Source organism: Flavobacterium sp. MDT1-60, from assembly GCF_014844035.1.
GTDB lineage: Bacteria > Bacteroidota > Bacteroidia > Flavobacteriales > Flavobacteriaceae > Flavobacterium.
Genome location: NZ_CP062159.1, coordinates 909,247 through 926,602, shown reverse-complemented (window position 1 = coordinate 926,602; position 17,356 = coordinate 909,247). Strand labels below are relative to the sequence as shown.

The window sequence follows — 17,356 nt, the reverse complement described above, 5'->3', positions numbered from 1 at the left end:
TTCTTTATTTATACAAACTTTCTAATACTCATTACTATTCCGGTATGAATTCCTTCATGATAATTGTTAAAATCCAAAGCTCCCTTAATATCCTTCAGAGTGTAACCCATACTGGTGGTATATTCAGTATAATTTTGAAAAATGCCATCAGCAAAATCTTTCTGAACCTGATCTAAAGTTGTTGAGAGCAAAGTTCTGATTTCATCTACTTCTGCTTGCGAAACATCGCCTTCCGGCTTGGTTCCTTTTCTGTATTTATTTATAAAATCTTCGGAAACCAGCATTGGCAAACCTGATAATTTATAAACTAAAACTTGTTGTGTAGACACACAATGTGCTATATTCCAAATTAAATTATTACCAAATCCTGTTGGGATTTTGTTTAACTGTTCTAATGAATGATTGTCTAAAATCTTCAAAAGAATTTCTCTAATGGTTTTTTGTACTTCAAAAACTGAATTCATAGTTATAATTTTTTCTAAAATTAGGCATTTTTCAGTTTCAAATGAATTTTCTTTGTAGTCACTAAATTTAAAAATCATGAACAAAATATATTATTTAGCATCTTGCGACACCTGTAGAAAAATCATAAAAGGCTTACCGGCGAATCATAATCTGGAATTTCGTGACATCAGACAAAATCCGATTACGGAAGCAGAGCTTGAAGAAATGTATCAGCTTGCTGGCAGTTATGAAGCGTTGTTCAGCAAAAAAGCGCAACTGTACAAGTCAATGGATTTGAAAAATCAATCGTTAACAGAGGAAGATTATAAAAAATACATTCTGGAACATTACACCTTTTTAAGCCGTCCGGTTTTTATTATTGACGGGAAAATTTTTATTGGCAACAGCCAGCCTGTCACATTGCAGGTAATGAAGGCTTTGAGTTAGATTATTTCAATTTAATCAAGCCATGAAATTTTAGTCCGGGGGTTGCGTGAGGGATAGGAGCTGGCTACCGAAGTAGCGCGGATAGCCCGACCGTATTTGCGAAAGGCGCGCCATAAGCGTTTGCTGCATAGCGCCTTTTGTAAATACGGTCACGCCCAAACTAGCCTTAAAAACTGTGTAACTTCTTATATATCCCCGGCAAAAAAAGCCTTACGCCATTTCACATTTCACACTTTACTGAATTACAGCGCAACACTGCAAAGTTTTAATTATCTTTGCGCCTTTATTCTCAATTATATGATACAATCTATGACAGGGTTCGGCAAAGCTTCTTTGCAATTGCCTACAAAAAAAATCACTGTAGAAGTAAAATCCTTAAATAGCAAAGGTTTAGATTTAAACGTTAGAATGCCTTCTCTTTATCGTGAGATGGAATTAGGTTTAAGAACTCAAATCTCAACTAAACTGGAGAGAGGGAAAATTGATTTCGGAATTTACATTGAAAGCACTTCTGAACAAACTTCGACGAAAGTAAACGTTCCTGTTGTAAAAAATTACATCGCACAACTTAAAGAAGTTTACCCTGATGCGGACGAAACGGAACTAATGAAAATGGCTGTTCGTATGCCTGATACACTAAAAACAGAGCGCGAAGAAATCGATGAAAACGATTGGGATCAGATTCAGGTTATCATTGAGGAAGCTTTACAAAATATTTTGAATTTTAGAAAAGACGAAGGCGAATCGCTTGAAAAAGAATTTAATCTTCGAATTGGAAATATCCGTCAATATATGAACGACGCTTTAGCACTTGATCCGGAACGTGTTCAGGCCATAAAAGATCGTTTGCAAACTGCCATTTCTGAATTGAAAGTAAATGTGGATGAAAATCGTTTCGAACAGGAATTGATTTACTACTTAGAGAAACTTGATATTACAGAAGAAAAAGTGCGTTTGACAAATCACTTAGACTATTTCTTAGAAACTATTAAAGGTACTGAAGCTAATGGCCGTAAATTAGGTTTCATTACTCAGGAAATGGGGCGTGAAATCAATACGATGGGATCTAAATCAAATCATGCTCAAATGCAGAAATTGGTGGTGATGATGAAAGATGAATTGGAGAAGATTAAGGAACAAGTTTTGAATGTATTGTAAACGCTATAGGCTATAAGCAATAAGCCATAAGCTAAATAACGACATCAATTAAAAGCTTAAAGCGTACTGCTTAAAGCCTAAAGCATAAAGAATGAACAAAGGAAAATTAATTGTTTTTTCAGCACCGTCAGGATCAGGAAAAACAACTATAGTAAGGCATTTACTTGGGAAAGAAGATTTAAATTTAGAATTTTCGATCTCAGCGGCTTCACGCGACCCACGCGGAGAAGAAGAACACGGAAAAGATTATTATTTTATTTCGTTAGAACAATTCAAAAAACACATTAAAGCCGAAGATTTCCTGGAATGGGAAGAAGTGTACCGCGATAATTTTTACGGTACTTTAAAAGCTGAAATTGAAAGAATCTGGGCTTTAGGAAAAAACGTGATTTTTGACATTGATGTTGCCGGTGGATTGCGTATTAAACATAAATTCCCGGAACAAACTTTAGCCGTATTTGTAAAACCTCCTAGTGTTGATGAATTAAAGCGCCGTTTAAAACAACGCTCTACTGAAAGTGATGACAAAATCAATATGCGAATTGCAAAAGCTTCTGTAGAATTAGCAACAGCACCACAATTTGATACTATTATCAAAAACTACGATTTAGATACTGCTAAAGAAGAAGCGTATCAATTGGTAAAAGACTTTGTTTCTAAGTAAAGAGTAATTAGTAAGTAGTAGAAAATGAGCGAAATAAGATCTTATAAAGATTTATTGATTTGGCAGAAAGGAATTAAAATTGTCTCTCTGACTTATCAATTAGTAAAATCATTCCCTAAAGAAGAATTATTTGCTTTAACTAGTCAATTAAAAAGAGCTTCGGTATCGATTCCTTCAAATATAGCAGAAGGTTATGGCAGAAATACGGATAAATCTTTTAGCCATTTTTTAAATATTTCCAGAGGCTCATTATTCGAAATTGAAACTCAATTACTAATTGCAAATGATCTTGGCTTTATAACTAGTCAAACTCTTTACAAAGAAATCTTAAATCAAATTGAAGAAGAATCAAAAATGATTAACGCTTTTTCTAAGACACTAAAAGACTAATCACTTTTTACTAATTACTAGTTACTTCAAATATGAAAGTAGGCCTTTATTTCGGAACGTACAATCCCATTCATGTTGGTCATTTGATTATTGCCAATCATATGGCTGAGTTCGCCGATTTAGATCAGGTTTGGATGGTCGTTACGCCTCATAATCCGTTAAAGAAGAAAGCGACTTTATTAGACGATCATCAGCGTCTTGAAATGGTTTACCTGGCAACACAAGATTATCCGAAGATAAAACCCTCAGATATCGAGTTTAAATTGCCTCAGCCGAATTACACAGTGAATACTTTAGTTCATTTGCAGGAGAAATATCCAAATAATGAATTCTCCTTGATTATGGGCGAAGACAATTTAAAAACGCTTCACAAATGGAAAAACTACGAAGTGATTTTAGACCATTATGAAATTTATGTTTATCCTCGCATTTCTGAAGAAGCAGAAAATATCGAATTAAAATCGCATCCAAAAGTGCATATTATTGATGCACCGGTTGTGGAGATTTCTTCGACCTTTATTCGAAACAACATTAAAAAGGGAAAAAACATACAGCCCCTTTTGCCTCCTAAGGTTTGGGAATATATTGATCACAATAATTTTTATAAGAAATAAAAAAGTTCGCCACGACCCGAGTGATAGCGAACAGGCGAAACAATTTCACTAATTTCCACAAATTAATTGAAGGCGGTTTTTCCTAAAATTTGTGCGAATTAATGAAATTCGTGGCTAAAAATCTACATCCTATTCCCAAAAAATAACTTTAATTCTTTAGCAATAGTTTCAAAAAAAGAATTCAGATTATTGTTTTTTGCACTCAACAAATACACATATTCCTCTGGTACGTGAAAACTATTCCACAACAATTGCAATTTATTCTCTTTAATATATTTTCTTGAATTACAATTCCATGTTATGGCGATTCCTGAATTTCTTGACAGCATTTCTAACATCTCAGATTCTGACGGAATGATATAATTAGGTACTATTGCAGGCCTCTTTTTATTAAAGGCATGGAGCCAAAACAATTTAACATGTGGAATTCGGGCATCATGGCTATACCACTTTTGATCATTAAGCCACTGCTCTATTTCGACCGCGTTATCTGATTTTAATTTTTGACGAAAATCAGTTACATCTAAATTTGTTGAGCCAACTACAACCAGTTTAATTTTTCCGATGATTTCATAAATCGTGTCAAACGTATCAAACCTCTTCGTTATGATAGCAAAATCGAGTTTTTTAGCATTGACAAGAGAAAAAAGGACATCATCTTCTGCAAAAGTAAAATCAATTAAATCAAATTTGGAGATTAGTGTACTTGCAAAACAATTAAACAAATCCTTGGACACTCCAATCGATATTAATCGTTTAGAATCTTCCGCTTTGGCCCTAAAACCGCTTTCAACATTTTCTAATCGATCGAGTGCATCAATAATTAAATTATTGAGTAACTTAGCGTATTCGGTTGCTTCGACCCCTTTTGACTTTCGGTTAAATAATTTATAACCAACATGCGCCTCCAACATTGATATTTGCTGACTTACAGCAGGTTGACTCATAAACAATTCTTTTGCAGCAACTGAAAAATTTCCATTTTTATAAACTGCTTTAAATGTTCTGTACCATTCCAGATTTACCATGATATAAATATATTTATTACAAACATAGTTTATTTTATTTTTACAAATATCACTTAAACAGTAAATTTGATGAAAATTTAAAACTATGAAAAAAATAGCATTACTCGCAATTATAGCATTTACTGCCAGCAGCATAACAGCTACTGCACAAAAATCAAATAAAAAAGGCATGAAAAAAGTATTATTTGTTGTGACCAGTAACGATAAGCTGGGCAACACGGGAGAAAAAACAGGATTTTGGTCAGAAGAACTTGCTGCCCCTTATTACGAGTTATTAGATCAGGGAGTCGAAATTACAATCGCTTCTCCACTTGGGGGACAACCACCAATCGATCCAAAAAGTGCTGATCCGGCTTCGGCTACAGAAGACACCAAACGTTTTGATACTGATAAAGCTTTACAGGAAAAACTAAAACATACTTTAAAACTTTCTACCGTAAATCAAAAAGATTATGATGCCGTATTTTATCCTGGAGGACACGGTCCGCTTTGGGATTTAGTCGAAGATCAAAACTCAATTGATTTAATCGAATCATTTTACTCACACAAAAAGCCTGTTGCTTTTGTTTGTCACGCTCCAGCTGTTTTGAAAAACGTAAAAGTAAATGGTGATTATTTGGTAAAAGGTAAAAAAGTTACCGGTTTTACCAATGAAGAAGAAGAGGCCGTTGGTTTAACCAAAGTTGTTCCGTTTTTATTAGAAGATGCACTTTCATCAAACGGAGGTAAATTCTCTAAAGGACCAAACTGGCAGCCTTATGCTGTTGAAGACGGTCTTTTAATTACAGGACAAAATCCGGCATCATCTAAATTGGTCGCTGGAAAATTATTAGAAAAATTAAAGTAAAGATGCTAAAATACTAAGGGACTAAGGCTCTAAGATTTTAAAAACCTAGCGCTTAGTATTTAAGTAATAAATAACAAGAGCTCCTAAGGTTCTGAAATGTTAAGTTTAAAAAGCTTAGCAACTTAGAATCTTAGTACCTCAGAACCTAAAAAAAATAAAAAAATGTTAAACTTCGAATTATACAATCCGACGAATTTAATCTTCGGAAAAGGACAAATTGAAAAACTTTCTACTTTAGTTCCAAAAGACGCTAAAATATTATTGGCTTACGGCGGTGGAAGTATTTTTAAAAATGGCGTTCACGAACAAGTAATCAACAATTTAAAAGGTTTTAATATTATAGAATTTGGCGGAATAGAACCTAACCCACATTTTGAGACTTTAATGAAAGCCGTAGAAGTAATTAAAGCCGAAAAAATCGATTTTATTCTGGCTGTTGGCGGCGGATCTGTTATTGATGGTGTGAAATTTATTTCAGCTGCCGTTCATTTTGAAGGAAATCCGATTGATATTTTACAAAAACGAATATTGATTAAAGAAAACGCTTTGCCTTTTGGAACTGTTTTGACTTTGCCGGCTACGGGAAGCGAAATGAATTCTGGTTCTGTTGTTACTATTGCAGCAACTCAGGAAAAACTAGCTTTTGGTGGTAGCGCATTATTTCCAAAATTCTCTATCTGCGATCCAACAGTTATTGTTTCGTTACCAAAAAGACAATTACAAAATGGCGTTGTCGATGCTTATACACACGTAATGGAGCAATATTTAACGTATCCGCATGAAGGTTTTTTACAAGACAGAATTGCTGAAGGAATTTTGCAGACGTTAATTGAAGTCGGACCAAAAGTAGCTGAGAATCCAGCCGATTATGCTTTGGCTTCAAATTTTATGTGGAGTTGTACTATGGCTTTAAACGGATTAATTCAAAAAGGCGTTCCTTCTGATTGGGCAACTCATATGATTGGACACGAATTAACCGCTTTATACGGTATTGATCACGCCAGAACTTTGGCGATTATTGGCCCAAGTTTATACAAAGTAATGTTCGACACTAAAAAAGGAAAATTAGCACAATACGGAAGAAGAATTTTCAACTTAACGGGTTCTGATGATGAAGTGGCGAAAGAAGCGATCAATAAAACCGTTGAATTTTTTCATACAATGGGAATGGACACTAAACTTTCGCAATACACAAACGATTATCACGAAACAGCTGATTTTATTGTAAAACGTTTTGATGAAAGAAACTGGAAAGGTTTAGGCGAAAATCAATTAGTGACTTTAGATAAAGTAAAATCTATTGTTGAGATGAGCTATTAGTTCCCAGTCCGCAGTATTGAGTCTCAGTTTAAACTGTAAACTGTGACTGTAAACCGAAAACTAAAAAAAGGCGTTCTTAAAATATTTAGGAACGCCTTTTTAAAATACTAAAACAAAACTAACTAACTCATTTTTTGCTAAACTCATTAAATCTAAATTTATAAATAGTTCAAACGCAACTATTTCGAGTTTATTGTGTAAGAGTAAATTATTTTTTAATTATTTTTCTTGCTGTAATGAAAACCCCTGCAATTAAAGGACATTTATAAATTTCTTAAATGAGATTTTGTATTATTACTACTTTATTAAGTACTTTTGCTTCAAATTATTAAAATAATGAGCGAAAATTTAAAATTTGCAGTAATTGGAGGAGGTAGTTGGGCAACAGCAATCGCAAAAATGCTTTGCGTGAATCTTTCCGAAATTGCATGGTATATGCGTAATGACGCTGCAATAGAGCACATTCAAAAATACAAACACAATCCAAATTATTTAAGTTCGGTAGAATTTGATACCACGAAACTTAGATTAACCAACAATATTAACGAAGCAATTGAATATGCAGATTATGTAATTTTTGCTATTCCTTCAGCTTTTTTAGATGCGGAATTGAAAAACATGACCGTTTCTTTGGCCGATAAAATCATTTTCTCTGCAATTAAGGGAATTGTCCCTGAAACAAGTTTAATTGTTGGCGAACATTTCCACATTCAATACGACATTCCATATTACAATATTGGCGTTATTACAGGTCCATGTCACGCTGAGGAAGTAGCTTTAGAGAGACTTTCTTACTTAACAATTGCTTGCGGAGATCCTGACAAAGCTTCTATTGTAGCTAAATCACTTTCAGGAAACTATATTAAAGCTAAAATTTCAGATGATATTATTGGTACTGAATACGCCGCAATGCTTAAAAACATTTATGCAATCGCAGCTGGAATTGCGCATGGTTTAGGTTATGGAGATAATTTCCAATCGGTAATGATGAGTAACGGAATCCGTGAAATGAAAAAATTCATCAGAAAGGTTCATAAAATGAAACGTAACATCAATGATTCGGCTTATTTGGGCGATTTATTGGTTACAGGATACTCGGTCTTCTCAAGAAACAGAATGTTCGGAAATATGATCGGAAAAGGCTACACTGTAAAAAGTGCCATGATGGAAATGAGTATGGTTGCGGAAGGTTATTACGCCACCAAAAGTGCTTATAAACTAAATCAGGGTTACGGTGCCAAAACACCTATTATTGATGCTGTTTATGCTGTTTTATACGAAGGAAAAGATGCTAAGACTGTGTTTAAGAAATTGACGGAGTCTTTGGATTAACTTTTAGAAGCAAGAAACAAGATTTTTAAAAATAGAATAAATAAAAAAGAGTCAAGACTGAACAATCAGTTTGACTCTTTTTTTTATTTCAGCACAAGTCTATTCTCTTGCTTCTTGTCTCTTGCTTCTATTTTCTTACTTCACCATAACCCCCTCAACAAACAAAATCGGCACTTCTTCCGTATCATTTTCGTTGATAAGATTTGATTTAAAGATGAACTTCTTGTCGTATAAAGTATTTCCAATGAAGAAAGTCACCATGAATTCGTTATTTAAAATCAAAAGGCTTTTCTCGATCATTTCGATTTTTACTACAGAAACAGCGGGAACCTCAACAAAAGCGTGACGTAAAACAGAAGTTTTTTTCATTTCGCCATCTATTGTTCCAAATGCTTTTGAAACAACCATAACGCTGTCTAAATTAAAGTCACTATCGTTTACCAGGTAAGCATACCACACTTTTTCCATAAAATCGTCACTCCATTCCTGAACAGCGGCAAGGAATACGTTTTCTACTTCTGGGATTGTTATGTCTTTTTTCATATTAGTCAAAAGTTATAAAGTCGAAAAGTCGAAAGTCCCAAACTTTGAGACTTTCGACTTTTGACTTTCGACTTAAATTATATATTCGATTTAAATTGCTCTAAGAAACGAACATCATTTTCATAAAACATTCGGATATCGCCAATTTGATACAAAAGCATTGCGATACGTTCCACTCCCATTCCGAAAGCAAAACCATTAAATTCATCAGGATTGATGTCACAGTTTTTAAGAACGTTTGGATCCACCATTCCGCAACCTCCAATTTCTAACCAGCCCGTTCCTTTTGTAATACGGTAATCGGTTTCGGTTTTTAAACCCCAATAAATATCAATTTCGGCACTTGGCTCTGTAAATGGAAAGTAGGATGGACGAAGACGAATCTTAGATTTTCCGAACATTTCTTTAGTAAAATACAGCAACGTTTGTTTCAAATCTGCAAAAGAAACATCTTTATCAATGTACAAACCTTCTACCTGATGGAAAATACAGTGCGAACGTGACGAAATAGCTTCATTACGAAACACACGTCCCGGAGAAATAGTACGAATTGGCGGCTTGTTGTTTTCCATATAACGTACCTGAACAGATGATGTATGCGTACGCAACAACACATCAGGATTTGTCTGAATGAAAAAGGTATCCTGCATATCACGTGCCGGATGGTATTCCGGTAAATTTAATGCCGTAAAATTATGCCAGTCGTCTTCGATTTCCGGACCTTCGGAAACGTTGAAACCAATATTGGCAAAAATATCTATAATTTGATTTTTTACAATAGAAATAGGATGACGGGAACCAATAATTACAGGTTCTGCTGCTCTGGTTAAATCACCAAACATACCTTTTGTTTCCTGTTTGCTTTCCAGTTCTTCCTGAATAACTCTTACTTTTTCTTCAGCAACAGATTTTAAAGTATTTATTACTTGTCCAAAATCTTTTTTCTGGTCATTCGGAATATTTTTAAACTCTGTAAAAAGTTCTTTTAATAACCCTTTACTACCTAAATATTTAATTCGGAACTGCTCTAAAGATTCTTTATTTTTCTCATTAAAAGATTTGGCTTCCTCTATATGCTGTTTTATCTTGTCTATCATTTTCCTTCAATAATTGAGAGAACAAATTTAGTGATTTTAGTTGAAAGTAAACAGTCGCAGTGACAGTTTTCAGTTCAGTAGACACTGAAAACTGCGACTGCAAACTGAAAACTAATCTATAAGTTCTCTTTCTAAAAAATAATTCACAATCGCTTCTTTCATCAAAACCGATTGTTCTCCTGCTTTTAGTGGTGGTAACTCTTCTTTTACTTTATAATGCGGCCATCCTTCGGCATCAAAAAAGTCGAATTCATAAAATCCGTACGGTTCTAATAATCGGCAAATGGCAATGTGCATTAGGTTTAATTTTTCATCTTTTTTGAATTCACGGTGTACTTTTCCAAGTTCCTGAACTCCGATTAAGTAAATAATAGCATCTAAATCTAAGTCTTCGCCTTGCGAAAACTGATTTGAAAGTATATCAACGAGCTTTTCCCAACGCTCTTTTAATTGTGTATCTCTGGACATTTTAATTTGTGATTTTAGATTTTAGATTTTAGAGTGAGGATGATTTTAGCGATTTTTAATCTAAAATCTACAATCTTAATTCTAAAATTATTGCTGCAAAGATACGGACTTCAAATCCAATGACCTTAAAAAATGAAATACATCAGAAAAATAAAAACCTCTTAACCTTTGCATCTCTGAGCCTCTGCACCTTAATAAAGAGATAATTCTTTTATATTTGCGCTTCAATAAAACACCGTCAATATGAGTTTTTTCGATATGATTTTTGGAGCACTTTTGGCTTTTAGCTTATATAAAGGCTTTAAAAATGGACTTTTTGTAGAAATTGCTTCTTTTATTTCTTTGTTACTGGGAATTTATCTTGCGATTAAATTTTCTTCCCTTATGAAGGGAATCATTACACCACATGTTTCATGGAATCCAAATACAATTCAGATTACAGCTTTTATCCTGACTTTTATTCTAGTAGTAATTGGCGTTTATTTCTTAGCCAAAATCCTTACCGGAATTGCTGATTTTGCTTTTCTGGGATGGGCAAACAAATTAGGTGGAGGTTTCTTCAGAATCTTAAAAATGATCCTGATAATGAGTGTTTTTATTGCTCTTTTTGAGAAAATAAACTTCAACAATACATTTGCTAAAAAAGAAACTTTAGATAAATCTATTTTTTACAATCCGGTGAAAAAAGTTGCTGCTTTTGTTTATCCGTCAATTGAGAAATGGTACGAATCTTTTAAAGAAAATCATACTGAAAAACCAGAAGAAACTTCTGAAACTGAAAAAGAATAGGTCCTATTCCTCCTCATTAAGAGGTTTCGGAAATAAATTTTTCAGAATAATCAACATCATTCCAATCACATTTACTGACGAAGTTGTCAATAATGTAATTAGCACATTTTCTGAAAGATTCAGATTCAGGAAATTAAAATTGAAATACAAAATAGACACTACAGCAGCTAGCCAAAGAAAGATAATAAAAGCAAAAATATAGGTTAAATGCCTTCTTAATCGGGTATCTTCTAAAAACCTTCCTACTTTGGCACTTCCTAATCTGTCTTCCAGGATTTGATTTTGTAAACGTGCGTTGCTAAGGTCTTCAGGAGTTAAGGAAGAACTGTTTGCAATTGAAATTTGATTTAGATTTAGGGACGCCATATCAAGTTTAAATTGGTTTTAACTTCGTTTTATAATGTTCAAAAATGTCATCATCAGAAATAACGGCATTAGAATCTTTTCGATATACTTTATTCCAGGGAGTACCGTCATTGTGTGTTAAAGCACTTAAATAAATACCATCAAACCTTCCGTAAACTTCCCAAATTTTGTCTAAAAACTTTTCGTCTTCGCTGGTTATTTTTTCATCTTTTACAGCATTCGGAATCTTCTCTGTTATCTTTTCTTTTTTATACTGCTTTATACTATAATACAAAGACGGGAAAACAGGCCCAAAATCCCATGCAATAGGGTTCTCATCCAGTAATCTTTCTTTCTTATCTGTCAAGGCCAAATACCAACCATACGCAATGTAAGTCAGTTTGATTATCTTCATTGGAGTAAGATTTCCAGTTTTGGAATACTTATCGATAAAATAATTAGCGACTGTTGTTGGATTATAAGTCATAATCTTAAATTATTATTTTACCAAAGTTACTTAAAATATATTTGAAACAAAATCCGTACAATCTTATTGTAATGTAAATGAGATGTTTTGCTCTCTATTCCCAAAAACCCCGTCAGGGGTAAAAGTGTTTATAGAAATTTATGAACCCATGCAAAGAAACACCAGCGGGGTGAAATATTAATATAGACCATGTACATATCGCTCCGCTGGAGCTTTCTTTACATATTTATTCTGATTTCTATAAATATTTTGCTCCACTGGAGCTAGCTTAATCAATAATAAATCCGACAGGTTTTAGAAACCTGTCGGGCTTGAAATGTGTTAAATGTCCAAAAACCCCGTCAGGGGTAAAATGTTTGTAGAAATTAACAAACACAAACATCAGAAACCCCAGCGGGGTGAAATATTAAATGTAGACCATCAATATATCGCTCCGCTAGAGCTTTTTTACCATATTATCCTAATTGCTATAAATATGTTGCTCCGCTGGAGCTAGCTTAATCAATAATAAATCCGACAGGTTTTAGAAAACTGTCGGGCTTGAAATGTGTTAAATGTCCAAAAACCCCGTCAGGGGTAAAATGTTTGTAGAAATTAACAAACACAAACATCAGAAACCCCAGCGGGGTGAAATATTAAATGTAGACCATCAATATATCGCTCCGCTGGAGCTTCTTTTACACGATTATATTAATTGCTATAAACATTTTGCTCCGATGGAGCAATATACAATAAACCCGACAGGTTTTTGAAACCTGTCGGGTTTGAAATGCGTTAAATCCTAAAACCCCAGCGGGGTAGAATGTTTATAGAAAATTTCTAGTTTTTCCCCTTTTTTCAATGTGATATTTTGTTTTTTATCACCATTGATTAAAGTTGTTTTGCCTCCATTTTTAGAAAAAACCGTTACTTTTTCAAGTTTTTTATTGTTCCATTCCACAGCAATTTCAAATCCGCCGCGGGCGCAGATTCCTTTTACAGATCCGGTTTCCCAGGCGTCTGGCAAAGCAGGCAATAGTCTGATTTCGTTTTCGTCAGATTGCACCAACATTTCGGCTACTGCTGCGACTCCTCCAAAGTTTCCGTCAATTTGAAATGGCGGATGCGCATCGAATAAATTCGGATACGTTCCTCCTCCTCTTCTTGGTTTCTCCGTTTTTTTTCCATCCGGATCTACATAACGAAGTAGTTCTCTGTACATTTTATACGCACGATTTCCGTCCCACAGTCTTGCCCAAAGATTAATACGCCAGCCTTTAGACCAGCCGGTGGTTTCATCGCCTTTTATTTCGAGTGTTTTTCTTGAAGCTTGAGCTAAATCGGGTGTTTTTTCTGGTGTGATTTGGTGGCCTGGAAAAAGTCCGAACAATTGGGATTGATGACGATGTTTTGGATCATTATCTTCCCAGTCAAAATACCATTCCTGCAGGTTTCCTTTTTTTCCAATTTGATATGGGTGAAGTTTAGCAACTGCTTTTTCTAGTTTTGACCTAAAATCAGCATCGATATTTAAAACTTTAGAAGCTTTAATTGTTTTATCGAAACACTCGCGAATCATAGCTAAATCTGCCGTTCCTCCATACATGGTTGCTCCAACAAAGCCGTCCGACAATTTATACTGATTTTCCGGTGAAGTTGATGGTGATGTAATTAAATTTCCGTTTTTATCAGTTACCATCCATTCTAAAAAGAATTGAGAAGCGCCTTTCATAACTGGATAACCTTCATTTTTCAAATAATTTTTATCCTGAGTAAAAACATAATGCTCCCAAATGTGGGTACTCAACCAAGCTCCGGCGGTATTCCAACAGGCCCACATTGGGTCTTCTTTTCCAAATTGACCTACAGGATTTGTCATCGCCCAAATATCTGAGTTATGCGAAGCAGACCAGCCTTCGTTTACTCCGTAAAATGTTTTGGCACTTGTTTTTCCGGTTACCGAAAGGTTTTTAATGAAAGACAAAAGCGGCAAATGCATTTCTGAAAGATTGGTATTTTCTGCCAGCCAATAATTCTCTTCCAAATTAATGTTCATCGTATAGTTACTGCTCCATGGCGGGTTTAAATGCGGATTCCAAATACCTTGTAAATTCGCCGGAACACCTAAAGTTCTTGAACTGCTGATTAATAAATAACGTCCAAAATTGAAATAGAGAATCTCCAGATTTTTATCCTCTTTTCCTTCTGAATACCTTAATAATCTTTCGTCTGTTGGTAAATCAGGAGCAGCTGTTTTTCCTAAATCTAAAGTAACGCGATTGTAGAATTTTTGATAATCTGCAATATGAGATTCTTTTAATTTATCGAATGGTTTTGTAAATGCCTTGTTTAAATTTTGCAATGCAATTGCTATCTCATCTACACCTTCTGTAGCCGGATTTTTGTCAAAACCATTAAAGCTTGTTGCAACAGAAACATAAATTATAGCTTCTGTTGCATCTTTTAAGGTTATGGATTCTCTGGAATTTGTAATTTTCCCGTCCGTTTTTTTGATTTGGATTAAAGTGGTAAATCTTGTTCCTCTTTCTTTTATATCCAGATATTTTGGTACAACAGTATATCCGGCATTTTCGTGAATTGGCGCAGTACCTGTCATTACAAGAATATTATTTCTCACTTCAACATTTGATTTTAATAAGCTCTTTAAATTTATATCAAAATTTAAAGCTCCTTTTTGATCACTTGTCAATTTGATTACCATAATTTGATCTGGAGCCGAGACAAAATATTCACGCGTATATTTTATGCCTGCCATTTCGTAACTTACTTTTGATATTGCGTTCGAGATATCCAGTTCCCGATGGTAATTTACCGCTTTCCCTTTTTCAGAATTGTTAATTTCTAAAGTTCCTAAAGGCGCAAAAGATTCGGAGTTTTTACCTTGCACTTTTTTATTTAATTCTTCAGCCAGTTTGTAATTTTCGTTTTTTAAAGCTTCACGAATTGCCGGAATATTTTTGTAAGCTTCCGGATTCATTTTGGCATTTACAGGTTCGCCTGACCAAAGCGTTGCATCGTTCAAATAAATTTTATCTGAATTGGCACCTCCAAAAACGGTTGCTCCCATTTTTCCATTTCCTAAAACAAGACTTTCTTCAAAAAATTCAGCGGGTTGGTTGTACCATAAAACATGATTGGATTGTGCCGACATCTCTATGTAGCAAGCGGTAAAAAACAAGATGAGAAATGTTTTTTTCATGAGGTTTGAATTCATTTTGATGCGTTTTAATGTTATCGATCTATATCGTGATATTCATGTTTTATCCGGTTTTACCGATGAATTGTTCCGATGGAACATTTTTTGGTTACGTTTTATTGTCTTTAGATGTATATAGAGAAAAGCTTTTCGCTTTTCTCTATATACTATTTACTAACCTTATATTTCTCGTTAGACGTAATCATTTCCCAATTATCAGTTCTGAACGGTGATGCCGGGAATTTTTCTTTATTGAAAAGATTGATTTCGGTATCGTCGTCTGCCCAACCGTAGTGAACGGCAACGGGATTTGGAACATTTTCATTCGAAACGATTATTTTGTTGTCTTTGATTATCGCTTTCGCGGAATAAAAAACTTTGTCGGCACCTGCGATTTCGAAGCCTTTTACGTTTTGAGAATTATCTGAAGTTGATAATCCGCTTCCGATATTATCGAAAGTCAGGATGATTTGGTTTTCTTTTATTTCCTGAGATTTATACGTTGGACCGCTATAAACTCTTTTTTTGCCGTAAACATTGTTTAATGCAATCGCTGCCAAACGCAATCCGACATCTTGTTTATTGGTTGGGTGAATGTCTTTAGCATTTCCAATATCTGTGGTTACGGCCATTCCGGTGTTTTTCAATTTTAAAGTCTCCGTTTGTGCTTCGCGAAGTTCTGCCCAACGGCTTCCTACTTTGCTGTTGCCGTTGGATTCATTGAAAGTTGATAATTGTACAAAATAAAATGGAAAATCGCCCTGATTAAATTTTGTTCTCCAATCGCTGATCATTAACGGAAATGCCTTTTTATATTGATTTGCTCTCCAGACATTTGCTTCGCCCTGATACCATAAAACGCCTTCGATTGCATACGGTACCAACGGATTTACCATTGCATTGTACAATAATGACGGATAACTATTTGGCGATAATGATGTTTTTACTAGTATAACTTTAAACTTCCATTTTCCGTCAAGCGGAATTATTTTGTTTCCTAAAGTCAATTTTAAATCAGATGTTTCTCCGTAGATTCCGCCGCCACCGCTGTTATCGACAATTCTTACGGCAATTATATTTTGTCCTTCTTTTAAAACATTTGCCGGAACTTCATAAACACGTTTGAAATCCCATTGTGTGTTTTTACCCACTTCGATTCCGTTTACATAAGTAATATCTTCATCGTCAATTTTTGAAAGACTTAAAACGGCTTTATTTTTTATATCTTCTGCTGAAAGTGTTATGGTTTTACGCATCCAGACAATTCCGTCTAAATCACCCAAAGGCTGATTTTCCCATAAACTAGGCGTATTTAATTCGCCCCAGGTTGCATCATTGAATGTTCGTTCTTTAAAGATATTTTCGTTTTCTGCACTGACTGGGGTTCCCTGAATTTTTTCGACTCTTTCCTTCATTTGTCTGGCGTACAATTTTGAAATAGAATCGATATTCATTGTTGGAACATTAGCAATCATGGCTTTGAAATCGTCGCTTTTTTGAAAAGCTTCACGGCTTGTCCAGGTTTCAACATTGGTTCCTCCCCACGAAGTGTTGATGATTCCGATTGGAATTTTTAATTCGGCGTACAATTTTTTGGCAAAATAATATCCAACCGCTGTAAAATTTCCAACATTTTCTTTGTTTGAAACCTGCCATTTTCCGGCTTTTAAATCGTCTTTTGGAGTTCCGCTTAAATCTTGTGCTACACCAAAATGACGAATCATTGGATAATCAGAATCGGCTATTTCTTTTTCGGCGTTCATGGTTTTCGAAACTTGAAATTCCATGTTCGATTGTCCGCTGCAAATCCATACTTCTCCAACCAAAACATCTTTTATGATGATTTTGTTTTTTCCTGTAATGGTTAATTCAAAAGGTCCTCCTGCTTTTTCAGCAGATAATTTAATCATCCATTTTCCATTTTTATCGGCAACTATGGTTTTGGTTTGTTTGTTGAAACTTACTTCAACTTTTTCATTTGGATCTGCCCAACCCCAAACCGGGATTTCTTTGTTGCGTTGCAACACCATTCCATCAGCAAACAACAATGGCATTTTGACATTGGCAGTTACAATTACGCTTAAAAGCAATAAAAGAAAGCTTGTTATTTTTTTCATCTTTATCTTAAAATTTAACTTTAAAAATTAACCGCAAGGTTCGCTAAGAACTACGCAAAGTTCGCAAAGC

The 17,356-nt window shown here is 34.6% G+C and carries 18 protein-coding genes; 9 read left to right on the top strand and 9 right to left on the bottom strand.

Annotated elements, in window-relative coordinates:
• Positions 1-8: 8 nt before the first annotated feature.
• Complete coding sequence (locus tag IHE43_RS03790; protein ID WP_192186751.1) at positions 9-464, bottom strand: DinB family protein; 456 nt, start codon at positions 462-464, stop codon at positions 9-11.
• Between the two features lie 76 nt (positions 465-540).
• On the opposite strand from IHE43_RS03790, the gene IHE43_RS03785 reads away from it, so the two are divergent.
• The 5 genes from IHE43_RS03785 to nadD all read left to right on the top strand — a co-directional run bounded on the left by IHE43_RS03785 (position 541) and on the right by nadD (position 3,717).
• Positions 541-891: an arsenate reductase family protein gene (locus IHE43_RS03785; RefSeq protein ID WP_192186750.1), complete on the top strand. Its 351-nt coding sequence runs from the start codon at positions 541-543 to the stop codon at positions 889-891.
• Positions 892-1,188: 297 nt separating this feature from the next.
• Positions 1,189-2,049: a YicC/YloC family endoribonuclease gene (locus tag IHE43_RS03780; RefSeq protein ID WP_192186749.1), complete on the top strand. Its 861-nt coding sequence runs from the start codon at positions 1,189-1,191 to the stop codon at positions 2,047-2,049.
• Positions 2,050-2,140: 91 nt separating this feature from the next.
• Positions 2,141-2,713, top strand: coding sequence for a guanylate kinase (gene gmk, locus IHE43_RS03775; protein ID WP_072969820.1), 573 nt, complete (start codon positions 2,141-2,143; stop codon positions 2,711-2,713).
• A 24-nt stretch (positions 2,714-2,737) separates the two neighbouring features.
• Positions 2,738-3,103, top strand: coding sequence for a four helix bundle protein (locus IHE43_RS03770; RefSeq protein WP_192186748.1), 366 nt, complete (start codon positions 2,738-2,740; stop codon positions 3,101-3,103).
• 32 nt (positions 3,104-3,135) lie between these two features.
• Entirely contained in the window at positions 3,136-3,717 is a 582-nt protein-coding gene (gene nadD / locus IHE43_RS03765) for a nicotinate (nicotinamide) nucleotide adenylyltransferase (protein ID WP_192186747.1), read from the top strand.
• A 122-nt stretch (positions 3,718-3,839) separates the two neighbouring features.
• Here the strand turns inward: nadD and IHE43_RS03760 are convergent, their stop codons facing one another.
• The gene (locus IHE43_RS03760; protein WP_192186746.1) at positions 3,840-4,745 is read right to left on the bottom strand and encodes a LysR family transcriptional regulator; all 906 of its coding nucleotides are present in this window, start codon (positions 4,743-4,745) and stop codon (positions 3,840-3,842) included.
• An 85-nt stretch (positions 4,746-4,830) separates the two neighbouring features.
• Here IHE43_RS03760 and IHE43_RS03755 point away from each other — a divergent pair, with 85 nt between their 5' ends.
• The 3 genes from IHE43_RS03755 to IHE43_RS03745 all read left to right on the top strand — a co-directional run bounded on the left by IHE43_RS03755 (position 4,831) and on the right by IHE43_RS03745 (position 8,244).
• Positions 4,831-5,592 (top strand): type 1 glutamine amidotransferase domain-containing protein, encoded by a 762-nt coding sequence (locus tag IHE43_RS03755; RefSeq protein ID WP_192186745.1) that lies wholly within the window; start codon positions 4,831-4,833, stop codon positions 5,590-5,592.
• A 162-nt stretch (positions 5,593-5,754) separates the two neighbouring features.
• Positions 5,755-6,912 (top strand): iron-containing alcohol dehydrogenase, encoded by a 1,158-nt coding sequence (locus IHE43_RS03750; protein WP_192186744.1) that lies wholly within the window; start codon positions 5,755-5,757, stop codon positions 6,910-6,912.
• 336 nt (positions 6,913-7,248) lie between these two features.
• Complete coding sequence (locus IHE43_RS03745) at positions 7,249-8,244, top strand: NAD(P)H-dependent glycerol-3-phosphate dehydrogenase (RefSeq protein WP_192186743.1); 996 nt, start codon at positions 7,249-7,251, stop codon at positions 8,242-8,244.
• A 135-nt stretch (positions 8,245-8,379) separates the two neighbouring features.
• Here IHE43_RS03745 and IHE43_RS03740 read toward each other — a convergent pair whose 3' ends face one another.
• The 3 genes from IHE43_RS03740 to IHE43_RS03730 all read right to left on the bottom strand — a co-directional run bounded on the left by IHE43_RS03740 (position 8,380) and on the right by IHE43_RS03730 (position 10,352).
• Positions 8,380-8,787, bottom strand: a complete 408-nt coding sequence (locus IHE43_RS03740; protein ID WP_192186742.1) for a hypothetical protein — start codon at positions 8,785-8,787, stop codon at positions 8,380-8,382.
• A 77-nt stretch (positions 8,788-8,864) separates the two neighbouring features.
• Positions 8,865-9,884, bottom strand: a complete 1,020-nt coding sequence (gene pheS, locus IHE43_RS03735) for a phenylalanine--tRNA ligase subunit alpha (protein WP_192186741.1) — start codon at positions 9,882-9,884, stop codon at positions 8,865-8,867.
• A gap of 111 nt (positions 9,885-9,995) precedes the next feature.
• Positions 9,996-10,352, bottom strand: coding sequence for a hypothetical protein (locus IHE43_RS03730; protein WP_035681402.1), 357 nt, complete (start codon positions 10,350-10,352; stop codon positions 9,996-9,998).
• Between the two features lie 243 nt (positions 10,353-10,595).
• Between IHE43_RS03730 and IHE43_RS03725 the strand changes: the two genes are divergently transcribed.
• Positions 10,596-11,141 carry a CvpA family protein gene (locus tag IHE43_RS03725; protein WP_192186740.1) on the top strand — a complete coding sequence of 182 codons (546 nt, stop codon included), beginning with the start codon at positions 10,596-10,598 and terminating at the stop codon, positions 11,139-11,141.
• 3 nt (positions 11,142-11,144) lie between these two features.
• Here IHE43_RS03725 and IHE43_RS03720 read toward each other — a convergent pair whose 3' ends face one another.
• The 4 genes from IHE43_RS03720 to IHE43_RS03705 all read right to left on the bottom strand — a co-directional run bounded on the left by IHE43_RS03720 (position 11,145) and on the right by IHE43_RS03705 (position 17,286).
• On the bottom strand, positions 11,145-11,507 hold the full coding sequence (locus IHE43_RS03720) for a hypothetical protein (protein WP_192186739.1): 363 nt from the start codon (positions 11,505-11,507) through the stop codon (positions 11,145-11,147).
• Positions 11,508-11,514: 7 nt separating this feature from the next.
• The gene (locus tag IHE43_RS03715) at positions 11,515-11,973 is read right to left on the bottom strand and encodes a Panacea domain-containing protein (protein ID WP_056188079.1); all 459 of its coding nucleotides are present in this window, start codon (positions 11,971-11,973) and stop codon (positions 11,515-11,517) included.
• 781 nt (positions 11,974-12,754) lie between these two features.
• Positions 12,755-15,187 (bottom strand): glycoside hydrolase N-terminal domain-containing protein, encoded by a 2,433-nt coding sequence (locus IHE43_RS03710; RefSeq protein WP_192186738.1) that lies wholly within the window; start codon positions 15,185-15,187, stop codon positions 12,755-12,757.
• Positions 15,188-15,336: 149 nt separating this feature from the next.
• Positions 15,337-17,286: a sialate O-acetylesterase gene (locus tag IHE43_RS03705; protein WP_192186737.1), complete on the bottom strand. Its 1,950-nt coding sequence runs from the start codon at positions 17,284-17,286 to the stop codon at positions 15,337-15,339.
• Positions 17,287-17,356 lie beyond the last annotated feature (70 nt).

What these genes read in the sequence shown, in the direction of transcription:
- IHE43_RS03790 (WP_192186751.1), bottom strand. Translation starts at nt 464, where the DNA reads ATGAATTCAGTTTTTGAAGTACAAAAAACCATTAGAGAAATTCTTTTG.
- pheS (WP_192186741.1), bottom strand. Translation starts at nt 9,884, where the DNA reads ATGATAGACAAGATAAAACAGCATATAGAGGAAGCCAAATCTTTTAAT.
- IHE43_RS03725 (WP_192186740.1), top strand. Translation starts at nt 10,596, where the DNA reads ATGAGTTTTTTCGATATGATTTTTGGAGCACTTTTGGCTTTTAGCTTA.
- IHE43_RS03745 (WP_192186743.1), top strand. Translation starts at nt 7,249, where the DNA reads ATGAGCGAAAATTTAAAATTTGCAGTAATTGGAGGAGGTAGTTGGGCA.
- IHE43_RS03770 (WP_192186748.1), top strand. Translation starts at nt 2,738, where the DNA reads ATGAGCGAAATAAGATCTTATAAAGATTTATTGATTTGGCAGAAAGGA.
- IHE43_RS03740 (WP_192186742.1), bottom strand. Translation starts at nt 8,787, where the DNA reads ATGAAAAAAGACATAACAATCCCAGAAGTAGAAAACGTATTCCTTGCC.
- IHE43_RS03715 (WP_056188079.1), bottom strand. Translation starts at nt 11,973, where the DNA reads ATGACTTATAATCCAACAACAGTCGCTAATTATTTTATCGATAAGTAT.
- IHE43_RS03750 (WP_192186744.1), top strand. Translation starts at nt 5,755, where the DNA reads ATGTTAAACTTCGAATTATACAATCCGACGAATTTAATCTTCGGAAAA.
- IHE43_RS03755 (WP_192186745.1), top strand. Translation starts at nt 4,831, where the DNA reads ATGAAAAAAATAGCATTACTCGCAATTATAGCATTTACTGCCAGCAGC.
- IHE43_RS03730 (WP_035681402.1), bottom strand. Translation starts at nt 10,352, where the DNA reads ATGTCCAGAGATACACAATTAAAAGAGCGTTGGGAAAAGCTCGTTGAT.
- IHE43_RS03785 (WP_192186750.1), top strand. Translation starts at nt 541, where the DNA reads ATGAACAAAATATATTATTTAGCATCTTGCGACACCTGTAGAAAAATC.
- IHE43_RS03720 (WP_192186739.1), bottom strand. Translation starts at nt 11,507, where the DNA reads ATGGCGTCCCTAAATCTAAATCAAATTTCAATTGCAAACAGTTCTTCC.
- gmk (WP_072969820.1), top strand. Translation starts at nt 2,141, where the DNA reads ATGAACAAAGGAAAATTAATTGTTTTTTCAGCACCGTCAGGATCAGGA.
- IHE43_RS03780 (WP_192186749.1), top strand. Translation starts at nt 1,189, where the DNA reads ATGATACAATCTATGACAGGGTTCGGCAAAGCTTCTTTGCAATTGCCT.
- IHE43_RS03710 (WP_192186738.1), bottom strand. Translation starts at nt 15,187, where the DNA reads ATGAATTCAAACCTCATGAAAAAAACATTTCTCATCTTGTTTTTTACC.
- nadD (WP_192186747.1), top strand. Translation starts at nt 3,136, where the DNA reads ATGAAAGTAGGCCTTTATTTCGGAACGTACAATCCCATTCATGTTGGT.
- IHE43_RS03760 (WP_192186746.1), bottom strand. Translation starts at nt 4,745, where the DNA reads ATGGTAAATCTGGAATGGTACAGAACATTTAAAGCAGTTTATAAAAAT.
- IHE43_RS03705 (WP_192186737.1), bottom strand. Translation starts at nt 17,286, where the DNA reads ATGAAAAAAATAACAAGCTTTCTTTTATTGCTTTTAAGCGTAATTGTA.